General features: G+C 41.2%; 12 protein-coding genes. 5 read left to right on the plus strand and 7 right to left on the minus strand.

What is annotated here, in order from left to right:
- Positions 1–827: 827 nt before the first annotated feature.
- The gene (gene lepB, locus ID165_RS12185; protein ID WP_192350962.1) at positions 828–1,925 is read left to right on the plus strand and encodes a signal peptidase I; all 1,098 of its coding nucleotides are present in this window, start codon (positions 828–830) and stop codon (positions 1,923–1,925) included.
- A 455-nt stretch (positions 1,926–2,380) separates the two neighbouring features.
- Here the strand turns inward: lepB and ID165_RS12190 are convergent, their stop codons facing one another.
- The 4 genes from ID165_RS12190 to ID165_RS12205 all read right to left on the minus strand — a co-directional run bounded on the left by ID165_RS12190 (position 2,381) and on the right by ID165_RS12205 (position 6,669).
- Positions 2,381–3,277 carry an AraC family transcriptional regulator gene (locus ID165_RS12190; RefSeq protein ID WP_192350964.1) on the minus strand — a complete coding sequence of 299 codons (897 nt, stop codon included), beginning with the start codon at positions 3,275–3,277 and terminating at the stop codon, positions 2,381–2,383.
- A gap of 40 nt (positions 3,278–3,317) precedes the next feature.
- The gene (locus ID165_RS12195; protein ID WP_192350966.1) at positions 3,318–4,451 is read right to left on the minus strand and encodes an NADH-dependent flavin oxidoreductase; all 1,134 of its coding nucleotides are present in this window, start codon (positions 4,449–4,451) and stop codon (positions 3,318–3,320) included.
- A gap of 418 nt (positions 4,452–4,869) precedes the next feature.
- Positions 4,870–5,913, minus strand: a complete 1,044-nt coding sequence (locus ID165_RS12200) for a DUF6563 family protein (RefSeq protein ID WP_192350968.1) — start codon at positions 5,911–5,913, stop codon at positions 4,870–4,872.
- Positions 5,914–6,165: 252 nt separating this feature from the next.
- Positions 6,166–6,669: a hypothetical protein gene (locus tag ID165_RS12205; protein WP_192350970.1), complete on the minus strand. Its 504-nt coding sequence runs from the start codon at positions 6,667–6,669 to the stop codon at positions 6,166–6,168.
- 289 nt (positions 6,670–6,958) lie between these two features.
- Here ID165_RS12205 and ID165_RS12210 point away from each other — a divergent pair, with 289 nt between their 5' ends.
- The 3 genes from ID165_RS12210 to ID165_RS12220 all read left to right on the plus strand — a co-directional run bounded on the left by ID165_RS12210 (position 6,959) and on the right by ID165_RS12220 (position 8,505).
- The gene (locus ID165_RS12210; protein WP_192350972.1) at positions 6,959–7,807 is read left to right on the plus strand and encodes an N-acetylmuramoyl-L-alanine amidase-like domain-containing protein; all 849 of its coding nucleotides are present in this window, start codon (positions 6,959–6,961) and stop codon (positions 7,805–7,807) included.
- 117 nt (positions 7,808–7,924) lie between these two features.
- Entirely contained in the window at positions 7,925–8,317 is a 393-nt protein-coding gene (locus ID165_RS12215) for a hypothetical protein (RefSeq protein ID WP_225587107.1), read from the plus strand.
- A complete protein-coding gene (locus ID165_RS12220; RefSeq protein ID WP_192350976.1) occupies positions 8,314–8,505 on the plus strand; it encodes a helix-turn-helix transcriptional regulator in 192 nt (63 codons plus the stop codon). Before ID165_RS12215 ends, ID165_RS12220 begins: the two co-directional genes overlap by 4 nt.
- A gap of 38 nt (positions 8,506–8,543) precedes the next feature.
- Here ID165_RS12220 and ID165_RS12225 read toward each other — a convergent pair whose 3' ends face one another.
- On the minus strand, positions 8,544–9,410 hold the full coding sequence (locus ID165_RS12225; RefSeq protein ID WP_225587108.1) for a cyclase family protein: 867 nt from the start codon (positions 9,408–9,410) through the stop codon (positions 8,544–8,546).
- Positions 9,411–9,788: 378 nt separating this feature from the next.
- On the opposite strand from ID165_RS12225, the gene ID165_RS12230 reads away from it, so the two are divergent.
- Positions 9,789–11,132 (plus strand): ammonium transporter, encoded by a 1,344-nt coding sequence (locus ID165_RS12230; protein ID WP_225587109.1) that lies wholly within the window; start codon positions 9,789–9,791, stop codon positions 11,130–11,132.
- A gap of 222 nt (positions 11,133–11,354) precedes the next feature.
- Here the strand turns inward: ID165_RS12230 and ID165_RS12235 are convergent, their stop codons facing one another.
- Both ID165_RS12235 and ID165_RS12240 read right to left on the minus strand, forming a co-directional pair.
- Complete coding sequence (locus ID165_RS12235; protein WP_192350978.1) at positions 11,355–13,025, minus strand: RagB/SusD family nutrient uptake outer membrane protein; 1,671 nt, start codon at positions 13,023–13,025, stop codon at positions 11,355–11,357.
- A 10-nt stretch (positions 13,026–13,035) separates the two neighbouring features.
- Entirely contained in the window at positions 13,036–16,446 is a 3,411-nt protein-coding gene (locus tag ID165_RS12240) for a TonB-dependent receptor (RefSeq protein WP_192350980.1), read from the minus strand.
- Between the last annotated feature and the right edge of the window lie 189 nt (positions 16,447–16,635).

The raw sequence follows: 16,635 nt of genomic DNA on the forward strand, positions 1-16,635 counted from the left end.
TCATTCATCTGCATATTAGAGCCATGGGTATTGAAGTGTTGAAAAGGTTTCCGGAAATATAAAGCTACTTGCTACTTGAAGGTTAATCGTCAAAAGGCTAAAGAATTAAAACCAGTGTCGGGGAATAACTACTGAGAATTCCCCTACTGTTTATTGTCGACCCTTTTCTACCTTCTTGAATCTAGAATCTTGATTCTTGGTTCTTGCTACTTGATGATTTCCCGTTATCTCCGGCTTGCAGCTTATTTTCTTGGGTCTAGAATCTTGCTACTTAAACTACAGCTTCGCCCCTTCAGTCCCTTTTTAGAACTTATCAATGACTGAGTAATAAATTTACTCGGTAGGAATTAAAATGCAAATGATTGGAAAGAAAGTTGCGCCGCCCTTTGTGTGGCCACAAATCCCCGCCACCGTTCGTGCACCACAAATCCTCGCCGCATTTCATGTCGCACGAATGGCTATAACCCCTCGCCGCCGTTCGTGTCTCCACGAACGGCTATATCCGGCCCCCTTTACCCTGAAGGTAAAACACCCGACACAAAGCAATTCCCCGGATGGGACAGCTAAATCGCCCAGAATTTCATGTGTTTATAATTGTTTTCTATTGGCCACATGGAATCTCGCACGGTTTATAATCATCCCACTGTGTGTCGTCTTCGACATGCTCGATTTCATCTGCTAATAATTGATTTTTCAAGGTCGGCTAGCCTGCCCCGAAGAAGAATTGTTAAATTCCTTTAAACCGGTACAATTGAATGGCTTTTGTCGATCCCAACTTATATTTTTAATCCTATATGACCACTTCATTATTTCCATGATCCTTTTTGATGAAAACTGAACCTACAACCAAAAAATCAACACTGATCCAGTGGCGGGATGCACTGGTATTTGCGGTGGTAGTTGCCACCTTATTTCGGTGGTCACTGGCAGAAGCCTATGTCATCCCTACCGGCTCAATGGAAAACTCACTATTGGTCGGAGATTATATCCTGGTGAGCAAAGCCCACTACGGCCCCAAAACACCTCAAACCCCGTTGCAGGTACCGTTGACCCACCAGAAAATATGGGGTACTGAAATACCCTCGTATCTTGATTGGATTCAACTTCCTTCTTACCGGCTCCCGGGCTTAAGGAATGTAGAGAGAGGTGAAATAGTGGTTTTCAATACTCCTAAAGACTTACTTGATCCAAAAGACCGGCCAAGTGACTTGATGACTTTCCTTGTCAAGCGCTGTGTCGCAGTTTCCGGGGATATACTTGAAATCAGGGATAGAAATATCTTCATCAATGGTGAACAAATGGCCAATCCTCCCGGGATAAAGTTCCAATACCATGTCGTTACGAACTACCCACTTCAATCGCATCACCTGACCAACGTTGGTTTGGATAAAGATGATTTTTGGATTTCCGGATATAGCACTGAAAACAGAATCATTTACAGCATGTTTTTAACAAATGAACAATTAGCTATAATCCAAAAAGCGCCTGATGTAGTTTCTATTGAGACCGGTTCAGACTCACCTGTTGGCTTTCCCCTGTTTCCTGAGATTATGGGCAATTCTTGGAATCTTAACAACTACGGTCCACTGACTGTCCCCCAGAAAGGAACGAGCATCCAAATCAATGATATGACGATGGGCTTCTACGGTGAACTGATTGAAAAATATGAGGGAAATAAGCAGGTGAAGCTTACCAAGGGGAAATTGGAAATTGATGGAAAAGAGGTTGATAACTACACATTCAAGAAGGACTACTATTTTATGATGGGCGATAGCAGGGACAATTCTATCGATTCACGGTACTGGGGATTTGTACCCGAGAGTCATATTGTAGGCAAACCGGTCATGGTATTGTTCTCAAAAAACGAACATGGTGAAGGACTGGATAAGGTTCGTTGGGAAAGGATATTTTCTAGGATAGATTAGAAATATGGAACAGCCAATCGCTAAAATATCCCTGTCCTCCTATACAGGGTATTTCTTTTAAGGAAATAGGAAAAAATTCCGTATTCGGCCTTTTCTTTACCGTCCTGCTCATATTCCACAATATGTCTGCCTTGTCGTAATAAATCACCGATTTGATTGATTAAGCTACTATATTTTGATTGCTCTAATTCCATCTTATAAGTAAATAATAAACAATCTTCAGAGATAGCAAAAAGAGACGAAGGTATTTTTAGAACAAACTCTTCCCAGTTTTGTGGTATTGTTGTCTGTTACCCGCTCTGAGTAGCCAGTTTATCAGGTTGATAGGATTTAATTTGCCCTGCCGGCAACCTTATCCTACCCATGTATCATTTTCAATTGGCATCCCCACCTCATCTGCATTAGAACGCGCATGTTTGGTGCCACCAATGTAATTTCAGGATCACATTCTATCCCTAATTCAAAAACTGTTCTCTATATTCGGTAGGTGTTACGCCTACTTCTTTCTTGAAAAGTCTTGAAAAATAAGGTGGATTTTCAAAACCTAATTGATAGGCAGTTTCGGCTACTGTTTTGTCGGTACTCATCAGAATATTTTTTGCTTCGATAACTAATGCAATGTGAATATGTTCTAAAGCTGTCTTGCCTGTTTCTTGTTTTAATAAATCGCTTAAATATTTAGGTGACAAGGTTAGCTTTGTAGCCATATATTTTACAGACGGTAAACCTTCTCTTTGGAGACCTCCGTTTTCAAAATATTGTTTCAGTATGTCAGTAAATTTCGTGATTATGGTGCCTGATAAAACAGACCTATTCAAGAATTGTCGTTTGTAAAACCGTTGAGCATATTTCAAAATGGAATCTATATGAGTAAGCATAATATCCTTGCTGTACTCATCTTGATTATTGTAATATTCCAACTTTATCTTGTTGAACAATTCCCATACAATATCTTCTTCTTTTGGCGACAGATGCAAAGCTTCGTTCACTTCGTAATCAAAATATCCATATTTACTTATTTCTGAATGAAGGTTATGGTTCACTAAAAAATCTTCGTGGATATTTAGTAGAAATCCTTTTTCACTTGTTTCTACATTATTCATCAATATTTTCTGATGTGGCTTTAGAAATGCCAAAGACCCATTTTCGTGGTCGTACTTTGTTCTACCATATTGAAAAGTCCCTGATTTTAATTTTGTCAATGCAATCGTATAAAATCCCATCGTAAATTCCCTCTCGATGAAAGTACATTTTTCTGACTCCTCAAATGTTAATATACCAATCAGCGGATTTTCAGGTGGGGAAAATCCGTTTGATTTATAGAGTTCGCTTATCGTTTTGTAATGTTTCATAAGCAATGTTTATTTATTTGTAATATATAAAATTTGAAGGCTAGTCCTTCACCTGAAAAAATCCCTTTGCTACGTGAATGAATTCCTGAAGTTTTTTAGGTATCGCAAGTTTATCAGCCTTAGACATACTTAAAACTTCCTCTGCTTTTTCTTCATTAGATGCAAGCTGCACCCAATTCGGATTGATGATAAGACCATGTCCCACAGCCACCAATGATAACCCCATTTTTAGCGCCTCTATTGCATCATTGAACTGTTTGACACCTCCTGCAGCAATCACTGGAACTCTGTGATGAACGTGATCGAGTACCAATTTTAAAATAGTAACATCTCCATTTTCATCATCTATCGGCCTTTGTGCAAGTAGATCAGCAAGTGAAACATGCAGATAATCAATTCCGCAGTCGATTAGTTTATCAATCAATGGGAAAGTATCTTTCACTCTATAACTTTCTGGCTCTTCCGGTGAGATTCTGAAACCTATCAAAAAGGGTCTGTCTGCATACTTTTTAATTACCGCTTGAACTTCTTTGATTACTTCTACCGCTAAGTTCATTCTTTTTTCGGCAGATCCACCCCAGTGGTCGGTTCGTTGGTTGTAATATGGCGAAAAGAAATTTTGCAATAGAAATCCGTGAGCTCCATGCAACTCTATTCCGTCAAAACCTGCCTTTATTGCTCTATGAGTAGTTTCACCAAAAGCCTTTATCATTTCCAGAATTTCTTCTTGCGTAAGTTCACGTGATACTACACCTCCTGCATAAAACGCCGATGGTGCTAATGCTATAGGACTTGCACTCACAGGAATACCATTAGCAATAAGATCCAAAACCGCTTTATTCCCGGCATGATAAATTTGAAGTATTGCAGGTGACCCACCTTTTTTTGCAGCTGCGGCCAGTTTTTTAAGGCTCGGTAAAAACGAATCATCGTAAGAGGCATATTCATTGTTAAAGCCAATTCCGTTTGCCATTACCCTTGTGCAGCCCGTTATTACCACCCCAACGTTTCCGCTTCGAGCTTCATAATGCCTTATTTCATCGTCCGATACTGTATAGTCATCATTGCTTGCCCAAGTTGTCATTGGTGCCATTACAATCCTGTTTTTGGTTTCTATCCCATTTTTAAATGTAAAAGTTTGGAATAGTTGTTTTGTATCTGTTGTCTTGCTCATTATTTAATTTTTATGTCGTTAAATGATGAGGCAAAGGTGAGGCATTAAATTATCCTGTTATTTATACAAAAGTCGGAAGATGTGGCACAAATTGCGGAAAGGGGCATTTTGTAAACTTTTTTCATGTGTTTATATTTTGTCTTTCAAAGGTCACATGGAATCTCGCCCGGTGAATAATCATCCCTCTGTGTGTCGTCTTCGACATGCTCGATTTCATGATACAATTTCAAGTCATTTTTTTCATTTAAAATTGCGTTGGATTCTAGAGTCTGACGGTAGTATGCGGTCATTCTATGCGTGATGAACCGTCGTATACGAGCCCCGTACTGCCTATCCCCTTTCGGCGTAGTCAGATCGTTCATGATGGCGGGGTGGGGTTAAGCTATTCCCAAGGTATCTGCTTTAGTATTTTTGAGGCTTATTTCACTTCTTTTTCCAGAATTATTTCTTCAAATTCTCCAGTGCTCGGATTAAGGTAGTATTTTACTTTTTGCTTTTTGGCGTTGGAATTTTCAATCCCGGAAGCAATTCCAGCACCAATTAGGCCACCGATCATAGCTCCTGTCGATAGGCTTTGATAATCGGGAACCCCATATCCATAGAAGTAAAGTTTATATTTTTCAATAGTCAATGGGAAGAACTCTTTTTGGTGATAAACATAAATCTGTCCATCAAGGGCAATTGCCCATACTTTTTTAACTTTTTGGGCTGACTCTTGAAATTTTGGGATCACTTCAAATGTTCCATTCCAAGGATTTGCTTTCCTTTCTTTCTTTTCGATATAGAAATCTTCCGTGTTCGAAGGCGAGTTATTTTTCAATTCTTCATAATCCGCATAAATACCGGTTTTGATTTCTTGAAGAAACACCGGGAAGCTATATTTTAAAGAATCGGAAATCTGCGTGAATGATCCATCTGAGGGCAATGCTAAAAAATTTTCTGTGTCGGACAAATCAACCAAAGCTAGTTTCTCAAAGCTCAATTTAAAGGCACTCGCAATATTGTGAGGATGTTTTTTAGTTACATCCATTCCGGTAACTTCAGTAGTCACTGATGTTTGTAAGGCCATAAATTTTTGAGATTCCTCCTCCAATAGAAAATCAATTGCCAATTCACAAAACCCTGTTTCCTTAGAAAGTCCAGTCTTTTCCGAGATTTTCAATTTTCGAACAATCAATTGAATATTTGGACCATTTGCTCTAAGATTGTGGTTTATAAAATCTATTATCTCATTTTCAAATGAGTCAGTGAAACCGGCATTTACTTTAATGTTAGCCATTCCCTTTTGTGTCCAACCAATATTGCTTTTATCAACTCTTTCATCAATCACTTTTGTTACATTGAAAGAGTAGTTTGGTAAGTCAATCTGTTGCCCTGTAAGTGTAAAAAAATGTGTTTGACTGGATGCGATATTCCAAACAAAAACTAAACAAATCGTAATCAAGCTGATTCTAAGTATCATCTCCAAATAATTAAGGCTAATCAGATCATGCAGAAGAATTGCCTCCTGCAGAGAGTAGAAGTCCACCAAAAGGTTATCGCTGCAAGAAAAGGAAAAAATGGAAGAATCCCAGCGTACAAGCCGGACCTATCGCTAAAATATCCCTGTCCTCCTATACGGGGTATTTCTTTTAAGGAAATGGGAAAAAACTCCCATTTGGCATGCAGTTCAAATCCACAGTCCTTATTGCTTGGATGGGTTCTTTTATTACCGTTAGCGGTATCCTCTTATCCCTATATTTCCTCTTTTAAATTCAATGTTTTTACGAACTGTACTAGCAGCTTCTTTCAGATATTCAATATGCTCGTCGCATCCACACAAGAGATAGTCGTCACTTTCTTGGTTTAAAATAAGGCCACCCGTGTTTGTCATGACGTGATTATCCTGCTGTTCCCTTCGTTCATATCTACTATTCTTGATTTGTTGAGCTCTTACACTGAATTCTTCTACGCTATCTCCGTTATCGATGTATGCTGATTCATCATGAGGCATGTTATTATTTCTCAAGGTCACAAATGGGAGTCCACCTATTTCAAACACTATCTCTATATCAATAGGTGTATTGGAATAAACTATCCAAAATTCTCTGCCTATGAATTCATTTTTGGACACAGCAAATCCAAATTCCGAAACTAAAAAACCAAATTCCTTTGCAACGTAATCCACGTGCGTATTAAATGCCAAATTTTGAGAAATAGGGGTGTTTTTGATTGCCATTTTGAAGAATTTAAGTGTTGTATGCTGTCGTTTGGTGTCCTCAAGAACGGTTACAACAATTCGTTCCAAAATATAGAATCCTATTCCTATAGAATTATCGCTTTGAAAAAAACACGAGCTGCCTATCTATCCCTAAAGACGAAATATCCGCATTTATCCTGAGTTTATAGTATTAAGCAGAGGTATTTTATGAAAGCTTTAGAACTATGAGAAGAAAACTTTCAGATTCGGTTTATTTGGGAGTAATTTAAATTCGTTTCCATTTATCTGATCTTATAGATTATCCTTCATGTACAAGATTATAGCACTAAGCCTTTTTCTACTTCTCCCTTTCCTCTCCAAGGGCCAAACAGTATGCACACTTGAAAGTAGACAGAAGCTGGAAGAAATGCTTACCCAACTTTCCCGAAGAGATTTTAGCGGAAAATCCACGAATGGGCTAGTGACAGAAATCGGGCAATGGTTTCTTGAAACCCCTTACGTAGAGAAGACGCTGGAGCTTCCGGGAACAGAGAAACTGGTAATAAATCTTCAGGGTGTTGACTGCACTACTTTTGTGGAAACTGTTATCACCCTCACCAGACTTTCCTCACTTTCAGATTTTACATTTAACAGTTTTGGAAAGGAACTGGAGCACCTGCGCTATCGTGGTGGCAAAAATGAAGGCTATCCTTCCCGGCTGCATTACTTTTCGGATTGGTTGTATGAAAATCAGGAAAAGGGGATAATAAAGGACATGACACAGGAGATTGGAGGCACATCCTATCCAAATACCCCGACTTTTATGTCCCAAAACCCCAAATTCTACCCTCAGCTCAGTGAATCAGAGAATCTGGAAGCAATTCAGATCACGGAAAACCAAATCCAAAAACGAAACTATTTCTATATTCCTAAAGCTGAAATCAGCAGGCTGGAAGAGAACATCAAGTCTGGGGACATCATCGCCATCACTACTTCCATGCCGAATCTGGATATAGTTCATACCGGTTTTGCACTAAAGCAAAACGGTAGAATTCATCTCCTACATGCCAGTTCCAAGAATATGAAAGTGGAAATATCCGAAAAGCCACTCAGTGAATACCTTGCCGGAAATAAATCCCAATCCGGGATTATTGTCTCTCGACTTACCGGTAAGTAAAAAACCATAAAGACCTCAATACTCATCTCCGGAATAAAAAAATGTAAACAAAACTTGACTTTTGTAAAGTCTTATTTACATTTGTAAAGTCAACTTTACAAAAACACAATGGAAACAATGAAATTGGAACGAAACAAAAGATTAAAAAAACTAGCACTTTGGACATGGTCATGGGTAGCTACCTTGGCAATCGCCACATTTGGGCCTAAGTTTATTTGGGATGAAAATGCCTTCCTCACCTACTTCGCGGTCATAGTTAATTTATCAAATGGCATATTGATGATCCTTGCCAACAGAGATCTTTTCAATCATTTCGATGAACTCGAAAAGAAAATTCACCTGGAAAGCATGGCAATTTCCCTCGGTCTTGCCGTAGTAGTAGGTCTTACATTCTCGCTTCTTGACCAACTGAATTTAATCTCATTCGATGCTGATATAGGCTTTCTTGTCATGTTTATAGGCATTACCTACTTGGTATCTATGGTCATCAATTCAAGACGTTTCAAATGAAAAATCGCGTCAGAGATTTTCGCACAGCAAAGGGAATGACTCAGGAAGATTTAGCAGAAATCATAGGAGTCTCCAGGCAAACGATTAATGCCATAGAGAAAGAAAAATTTGATCCAAGTTTACCGACTGCTTTTAAGATGTCAAGACTATTTGAAAAACCAATTGAAGAGATTTTTCAATACGAATGAATCAAAAGACAAGGTCTGGGAAGCGCTCTGATTCTAGACTATTCCATCACCGCTGCGATAATCCTTAAGGGACCTCCACTCCCATCTTTGATTTTCATGGGAAGTGCCACCACATAGATCCCTTTGGCCGGCAAGAGGTCTAAATTGGCCACATTTTCAAACCCGGGAATCTGATTTCCCATCAAAGCCTGATGCGTTGCAAAGTCTTTGGACTGACCATAATCCAAACTCGGGGTATCCAACCCCACTGCCTTCACTTTGCGGTTTTTTGCTAACCAGGCAGCCGTTTCGGGCTGAATTCCCGGGAAATGAAGCTCGGGAATGGCCTCCGCCCCAGTCTTTGCAGTACCGAAATATGCTTCCCGATCAGGATAAAACTTGCCATATCCTGTACGGAATAAAACGATTGTCTGCCCGGGGATTTTTCCATGCTCCGCTTCCCAATTCAAAATCGCCGCCGAATCGATTAAGTAATCCCTATCTTCCAGAGCCTGGTCACTGACATCTATGACTACCGCTTCACCGGTCAATTTGGAAAGTGAAAGTTCATCTACAGTTTCTCCTTTTTCATAAAAGTGAATCGGCGCATCCAGGTGTGTACCGCCGTGCTCTGGACTTACTATTGTAAAGGAAGAATAATAATATCCAAGCTCCGTCATTCCCTCGGCGTCCACTCTGTGCTGAAACCCATCCGGGTTATTCGGCCAGTACAGGGTGGTGGAATCAAAAGTGTGGCTCAGATCAATCCATGCTACCCCGTCAAATGAAAGAGCAGGTGCTACTTTGTTCCCTTGTTCAGAAACACAGGAAATAAGGGTTCCCAAACTCAAAATCCCTAAACTATTTCTTACCAGCTTGGCAAATTCAAAAAACGTCATCTTGCTGCCTAGTATAGTGTTAACCAAAACCTGTCAGGTTTACACCATCGATTTTTGATAAATAAGTAGGTTATTACGGTTCTAACAGCAAAACCTGACAGGTTTATCCGGTACTTTTTACACTTAACATAACACTAGTTTATATCAAGTAACCTAAGTTAAGAACAATAATCCGGAAAATTGCAATTCCCTTATTTTAACCATCCTTGATTTCTATTTTAAGTGGCCTGATATTAATTTTATGGATAAAAAAATACCCAAATCAGGATATAAAAACCTGTATTTTAAGTATTTATAAATCAACCCCCGCCTTACATTCATTTAGTAAATCTGAAATTTTTGGTTTTTTATTCTGAATTTTATTTCAAATGCAGAATAAAAAATTAAAAATATTATTTTTGCGGCATGGAAAAAAGTGGAATGAAATTCAAATGGAAAGTAGCTTTTCTTATCACCATTGCAGCTCCTGTCGTGGGATTGTTTTGGAAGCAGAGTCAACCGATCATTGAAAATTTTGGAACAGAAGATCAGTTGGTCTTTGCTGATATCGCCTGGTTACTCACTGCATCCTGTTTGGTTTTGCTGATGACACCGGGGCTTTCCTTGTTTTATGGAGGAATGGTAGGTAAGAAGAACCTTATTTCCACCATGCTTCAGAGTTTTATTTCCCTTGGAGTAGTCACTATGCTCTGGGTAGTGGTAGGCTTCAGCATCGCATTTGGAGATCCGGTCGGTATTACCATAGATGGTGTGAAATACGGGATTTTCGGAAATCCATTTCAATACCTGTTCTTTGATCAGGTAGCAGAATTACCGCACAAAACACTCGGACCCACGATTCCTTTTATTCTGTTCGCCTTATTCCAGATGAAATTTGCCGTCATCACGCCGGCAATCATCACGGGATCTTTTGCGGAGCGGGTACGATTTATAGGCTACCTCTTCTTTATCGGGATTTTCTGCATATTCGTCTATGCGCCGCTCTGCCATATGGTCTGGCATCCAAACGGGCTTATCGGCTCCTATTTTGGTGTGCTTGATTTTGCCGGCGGTACAGTGGTACATATCAGTGCGGGTCTAGCTTCACTGGCAGGAGCTATTTTCTTGGGAAAAAGAAAGAAACCTCACCACGAACCATCCAATATCACCTATGTTCTTTTGGGGACAGGAATGCTGTGGTTTGGTTGGTTTGGATTCAACGCCGGCTCATCTTTCGGGGCAAATGCCACTGCAGCCGTGGCATTTGCCACTACCACAATCAGTTCAGCTACTGCAATGATGACCTGGGTGCTGTTTGACAGAATCCAAGGCAGAAAAATATCCGCTCTTCAGGCATGTATTGGAGCTGTGGTCGGGCTGGTAGTCATCACCCCGGCTGCGGGATATATTACAGTTCCCGAGAGTTTTTTCTTCGGGGGAATCGGTGCCATTGTCTCCAATCTTGCGATGAATGCAAAGTTTTTGAAGAAAATGGATGATACACTGGATGTATTTGCCTGCCACGGAATCGGCGGAATTATGGGAATGATCCTAACGGCGATTTTTGCAGGGAACGAAGGCTCAAGCCTGCTGCACGGAGGCTGGGCGGTGTTTGGCTCCCATATGCTGGTACTGGTAGGCGTGTCTCTTTTCTCCTTCGGAATGGCTTATGTGATTTTCTTCCTGCTGAATAAATTCGTGACACTTAGAGTACGGGAAGAATACGAGGAAATCGGACTGGATATTTCCCAGCACGGAGAGACTATTTAAAAGCCGTTTGATTAGGATAAAAAAAGCTGACATTCCTTTCTTATTACTATAATAATCAATTGTGCTTTTATCTGCGGGAATCAAATAGGTAATTTCAGAAAAAAAGCATGGAGTTTCCCCCATGCTTTTAATATTTGCATTTTCCATACTCTATTTTCGGCCATACGTCTCATCACGAACGGCCTCTAATTCTGCCACCGTTCGTGGCGACACGAACGGATTTCAATAACCCGGATTCTGCTCAACTAAGTCTCTTCCAACCAAGTCAATATAAGCTTGCGGAATAGGAAAATACTCGTTCACCCCTTGCTTAAAACTAGCATTTGCCAGGTGTGATCGAAGTTCTTTCTCTTTGGCGAAATACGTGTTCATCACTTCTGCAGCATTTCCCCAACGTACCAGATCAAAGAATCGATGGCCTTCCATTGCCAGCTCCAACCGTCTTTCTAATCTGACCGCTGCCCGTGCCGCAGCCGCATCAGCCCAAGGAGACTGGTATGCCGCTATGGCATAATCCGCAGCAGGGGCATCCGAACCTATCATTTTCACCTGCTCACTGGTAGCTGCACGCTCTCTTACAATATTCACCGTAGCTCTAGCTCCTTCAAGATCTCCTAACTCTACCTGCGCTTCTGCTTTCCAAAGCAGCAAATCCGCATAACGAATCACGTAATAATTCAAGGCTGAAATATATGGCCAAGTCTTGATCTGAAGGCTGGATAAAGCCGAGACAATACGCTTCTTTGGGCCATAAGGACCGTAGGTAGCCAAATCTCTAGCCCAATTGCTTTCATAGTTTATTCCCAGATCCAAGTAAGGAATCCCCGGTCTCCCCACCGTATGGTCCACTCTAGGATCCATAAGTACACTGGGATTGTTTTGCGCATCAAAATTCGGTGTACCATCACTTAGGGTCTGGAAGCTGTTGATGAGGTTCTGACTTGGCCTGTGAAATCCATATTGATTGTAATACGGACCGCCCGGAGCTGATAGTCTATCCCCAATAGATCCATTGTAATTGCTCGGCTCACCGTCATTGACGGAATGCTGTACGGCAAAAATAACTTCACTGCTATTGTCAAAATCAGGAAGGAATACATCCCTAAAATTTGGCAATAAGGTATATTTCCCTGAAGCAATCACCTCATTGGCTGAGGCTAATGCATCATTCCACTTATTTTGGAATACATAGGTTTTGGTCAGATAAGCCATGGCCGCCATCTTGGTAGGTCTGCCCGCATCCGTCTGATCTTCCGGCAAAGCAGTATATGCAGCAGAAAAATCAGCTTCAATTTTACCCCACAGTTCCTCATCTGACAAGACGGTATTGGATACGTAAAAATCCTCATTTGTCACGGCGCTCTCATCGATGTATGGAATTCTGTTGTAAATCTTCTTAAGTTCAAAATAATAATGCCCTCTCAAGAATTTTAATTCCCCTTCCCGCTGTGGCTGAAGTGCCGGATCAAATGACTCACTTGCTCTCAGAAGATTGAGGGCATAGTTAACCCGCTTTACCCCTTCATAAAGTGCCAGCCACTTTCTCTGAACATCCGTAGTGGTAGCACTTGTGCCAAAAATCTCCATTTGATGGATTTGGCTTTGGTCTCCTGTGCCTCCACCGCCTTTGTATGCATCATCGGAGACTACATCTCCAAAGCTCCAATTGGAAGCGGGAGAATTGAATCCGCTGGTGGCAGCGTCGAATTGACCATTAAGCACACTGTATGCGGCAATGATAGCCCGTTCTACATTGGTAGGCGAAGTCATCTCGGAAGGAGACACTTCTCCATAGGGCACTTCCTCAAGGTAGTCGGAAGAGCAAGACACGGCTGTAGCCGAAATGGCTACTGCACAACAAAGGGTACGGAATTTATTTAGTATAATTTTCATGTTATTAGTCTTAGAATTTCACGTTTACACCAATTACAAATGTTCTGGAAGGAGGATAAATCCCTCTGTCTACCCCGATATCAAGGTTTCTACTGCTGGAAGAATAACTTTGCAGTCCGATCTCAGGAGTCATCCCGGAATAACTTGTGAGTGTGAATACATTGGAAGCCTGTCCGTAAAGTCTCAGCTCCATGTTTTTGATGGAAGTGCCGGGAAATGTATAGCCCAATTGAAGATTGTTCAGTTTTAAGAAGCTAGCATTCTCCAAATAATACGACGATGGCCTGATATTATCATTTTGATCATCAAGTGACAATCTTGGAATTTCTGAATTTGAGTTTTCAGGAGTCCAGGCTCCAAGAACTGCATCAGATTTATTGTAAGAAGATTGATTGAAGAAATGTGTTTTGTATTTGGTCAAATTATAAATCTGATGGCCAAAGGAACCGTTAAAGAACAAGCCCAGATCAAATCCTTTGTATAGGAAATTCGCACTGAAGCCAATAATTGCCTTTGGATGGGGTGAGCCTATAGCTGCACGGTCTTCATCATTGATCACGCCGTCATTATTGATATCCCTAAATTTCAAATCTCCTGCCTGAGCCAGTGGCTGAGCCGTATAGGCATCGGCTTCCGCATCTGTTTTGAATATGCCCAAAGACTCATATCCGAAGAAGGTTCCGATCGGTTGACCCACGAGTGTTCTAGACACTTCCTGTCCAAAATTCACACTGTGCAGTGAAGAACCCGGGATCCCCAGGTATTTCACTCCATCGCTAAGAGAAAGCAATTCATTTTTATAGAAGGTGTAGTTGAAACCCAAATTGTAATACACCTCTCCTGCCGAACCGCTGAATTTTGTACCCAATTCAAAGCCACGGTTCCGCATTTCACCGCCATTGACCCATACACCGTCATTGGTACCGCCATAAGTCAGAGGAATGGGAGCATAGATCAACACATCTTTGGTCACCTTACTATAATAATCCGCTGTCACCGAAAACCGCTCACCAAACATGCTCAGATCTACCCCCACGCCACTTTGAGTAGTCACTTCCCAGTTTAGATTTTCATTTGCCACACGGGTTTGCACCAGACCTATTGCTACTGCTTCATTTTCGCCATCAATTGCATAGTTGGAATAAGAGATATTGTTCTGAAAGCTCGCTAAAGTCGAATAAGTGGGAACTTGCTGATTTCCTGTCTGTCCCCAACTTGCACGAATCTTCAATTCATCCACTTTTTCTCCCATATTCAAGAAATCCTCATTGCTGATTCTCCATCCTGCTGAGAAAGCTGGAAAAACACCCCATTTATTCTTGGACAATCTGGAAGTGCCGTCATATCTGACAGTCGCAGACACCAGGTACTTGTCAGCCCAATTGTAATTTGCTTTCCCAAAATAGGAAGTCAGGTTCCATTTGCTCGCACCGCCTGAATTCTGCTGATTCTCCGTCCCGAAACTTAAATAGTGGAAATTTGGATCTTCGTAAAGGTAACTTTGTCTAGAGGCGCCTTTGAACTCCGCATAATTCTCAATGGATTCCTGTCCCAGTAGTACATCCAGGTTACCGTTACCAATCTCTTTGGTATAAGAAAGTGTATTGGTCCAAGCTAATTGATAGTAAAAAGAGCTATTGTCTGACAAGCTATTCACTACGCGCAAGGAAAGGATTTCATTGTATGCCGGGGAGAAAGCACGGCTGGTTTGATTTTCGTAGTCTATCCCCAAGTTGGTTTTGAAGGTCAGTCCTTCTGCCAGCGTAGCTTCTGCGAAGAAATTCCCCAACACTTTTACCCGATTCTTGGTGTTATCCTTCTGACGATAAAGCGTTCCCAGTGGGTTAGCAATATCGTTGAGGGGATTTCCTCCAAAATTACCGTCCAGATCTTTTACCGGTGAAATACTTGGGAATTGGAATGCATCGTAAACTATACTTCCAAGAGATGAATTGGTACTTACATCATTTGTTCTTGTGAAAGAAGCCGTAAAGTTTTCCCCCACAGTTAGAACATCCTTAATCTTATAATCGGAATTGAATCTGGCAGAAAAACGGTCAAATCCTGTATGCTTAATAATTCCTTCTTGGTTGAAATACCCCAGAGTCATCACCTGACTTCCTTTAGTTCCTCCTTTTGCCACACTCACATTGTAAGACTGTACAGGCGCAGTCTTGAAGATCTCATCCACCCAATCCACATCGGCAGAAGGTATTCTTTGGGCAGCATCGAGGTACTGTGGAACAACCGGGTTAGTTGGATCAGCACCATACACGTCACTGGCGGGAGTTTTTCCATCATTTGCAAACGCCTGCCATAGCATGTCACCATATCCTTGGGCAGATAGCATTCTTGGTAGATTATAAGCATTCTGCATCCCTACGTAAGCATCCAAGGTGATGGTAGCTTCTTCAGATCGTCCTCCTTTCTTTGTCGTGATGATTACCACACCATTGGCCGCTCTGGAGCCGTATATAGAGGAAGCCGCGGCATCTTTCAACACTTGAAGAGACTCTATATCCTGGGGATTAATAGTATTGAGACCATTGGTGACAGGAGTACCATCAATGATATACAAAGGATCATTGTTGTTTACCGTTCCAAAACCCCTGATTCTAATGGTCACATTTCCACCAGGGCCGTTATCAGAAAGTACTTGCACCCCTGCGGCACGACCGGCAAGCATAGTTTCCACATTTGCTACCGGCAGAGATTTCATTTCCTCCACATTCACCACGGATACGGATCCCGTCAGGTCTTTCTTCTTTTGAGAATCATATCCCATGATCACCACTTCTTCCAGAAGAGAATCCTCCCCTTCCAGGGAAACCGTGATCTCGTCAGCGTTGGTTAGGGCTATGGTTTGGGATTTGTATCCCACATAAGACACCACCAACTCTGTGGCCTCATCTTCTACTGTGAGGGTGAATTTGCCGTCCATATCAGTGATCACTCCCGTAGTAGTTCCTTTCACTAGAATAGAAGCTCCTATAATAGGCTCCCCGTCACTTGCACTGACTACAACTCCACTGATTGTCCTTTCTTCAAAGATCTTCTCCACCGCAGCTTTGTGATTTTTCACATAGATAATCTGATTGATTCTGTCAAAATCAAATTCGCTCTGCTCCGAAATTTTCTGAAGGGTATGTCTTAGATCTGAATCTATATTCAAGGAAATTCTGGATTTGGAACGGACCAAATCCTGATTATAAGCAAATTCAAAATCAGTCTGCTTTTCCAGTTGCCTGAATACTTCCACCAGCTTTACTTCAACTACAGCTAATTTCACTTTGTAGCTGGCAAGATCTTGGTGGCCGGCGGAAGTTGCAAATAGACTCTGGGCAAAAAGGAATTGAAGTAAGGCTAGTAGTATACAGCCCTTACCAAATCCCACTACATTGTTGGGTAAATAATTTTTCATATTTTTAAATGTTTGATTTTCATGTGTTTATATTTTATCTTTCAATAGCCACATGGAATCTCGCATGCATTATAATCATTCCAATGTGTGACTTTTGAGTCATGCTCGATTTCAAATAGACCGGGCTAGTCCCCGGTAAGAGTGGTCGGGCTGTTGGCGCAGTTCGACCCTCATTTAATTCTTCAAAAG

The organism is Algoriphagus sp. Y33, from assembly GCF_014838715.1.
Taxonomy (GTDB): domain Bacteria; phylum Bacteroidota; class Bacteroidia; order Cytophagales; family Cyclobacteriaceae; genus Algoriphagus.

Bases quoted from the DNA above. Each gene is read 5' to 3' on its own strand.
- lepB (WP_192350962.1), top strand. From the start codon at position 828: ATGAAAACTGAACCTACAACCAAAAAATCAACACTGATCCAGTGGCGG.
- ID165_RS12190 (WP_192350964.1), bottom strand. From the start codon at position 3,277: ATGAAACATTACAAAACGATAAGCGAACTCTATAAATCAAACGGATTT.
- ID165_RS12195 (WP_192350966.1), bottom strand. From the start codon at position 4,451: ATGAGCAAGACAACAGATACAAAACAACTATTCCAAACTTTTACATTT.
- ID165_RS12200 (WP_192350968.1), bottom strand. From the start codon at position 5,913: ATGATACTTAGAATCAGCTTGATTACGATTTGTTTAGTTTTTGTTTGG.
- ID165_RS12205 (WP_192350970.1), bottom strand. From the start codon at position 6,669: ATGGCAATCAAAAACACCCCTATTTCTCAAAATTTGGCATTTAATACG.
- ID165_RS12210 (WP_192350972.1), top strand. From the start codon at position 6,959: ATGTACAAGATTATAGCACTAAGCCTTTTTCTACTTCTCCCTTTCCTC.
- ID165_RS12215 (WP_225587107.1), top strand. From the start codon at position 7,925: ATGAAATTGGAACGAAACAAAAGATTAAAAAAACTAGCACTTTGGACA.
- ID165_RS12220 (WP_192350976.1), top strand. From the start codon at position 8,314: ATGAAAAATCGCGTCAGAGATTTTCGCACAGCAAAGGGAATGACTCAG.
- ID165_RS12230 (WP_225587109.1), top strand. From the start codon at position 9,789: ATGGAAAAAAGTGGAATGAAATTCAAATGGAAAGTAGCTTTTCTTATC.
- ID165_RS12235 (WP_192350978.1), bottom strand. From the start codon at position 13,025: ATGAAAATTATACTAAATAAATTCCGTACCCTTTGTTGTGCAGTAGCC.
- ID165_RS12240 (WP_192350980.1), bottom strand. From the start codon at position 16,446: ATGAAAAATTATTTACCCAACAATGTAGTGGGATTTGGTAAGGGCTGT.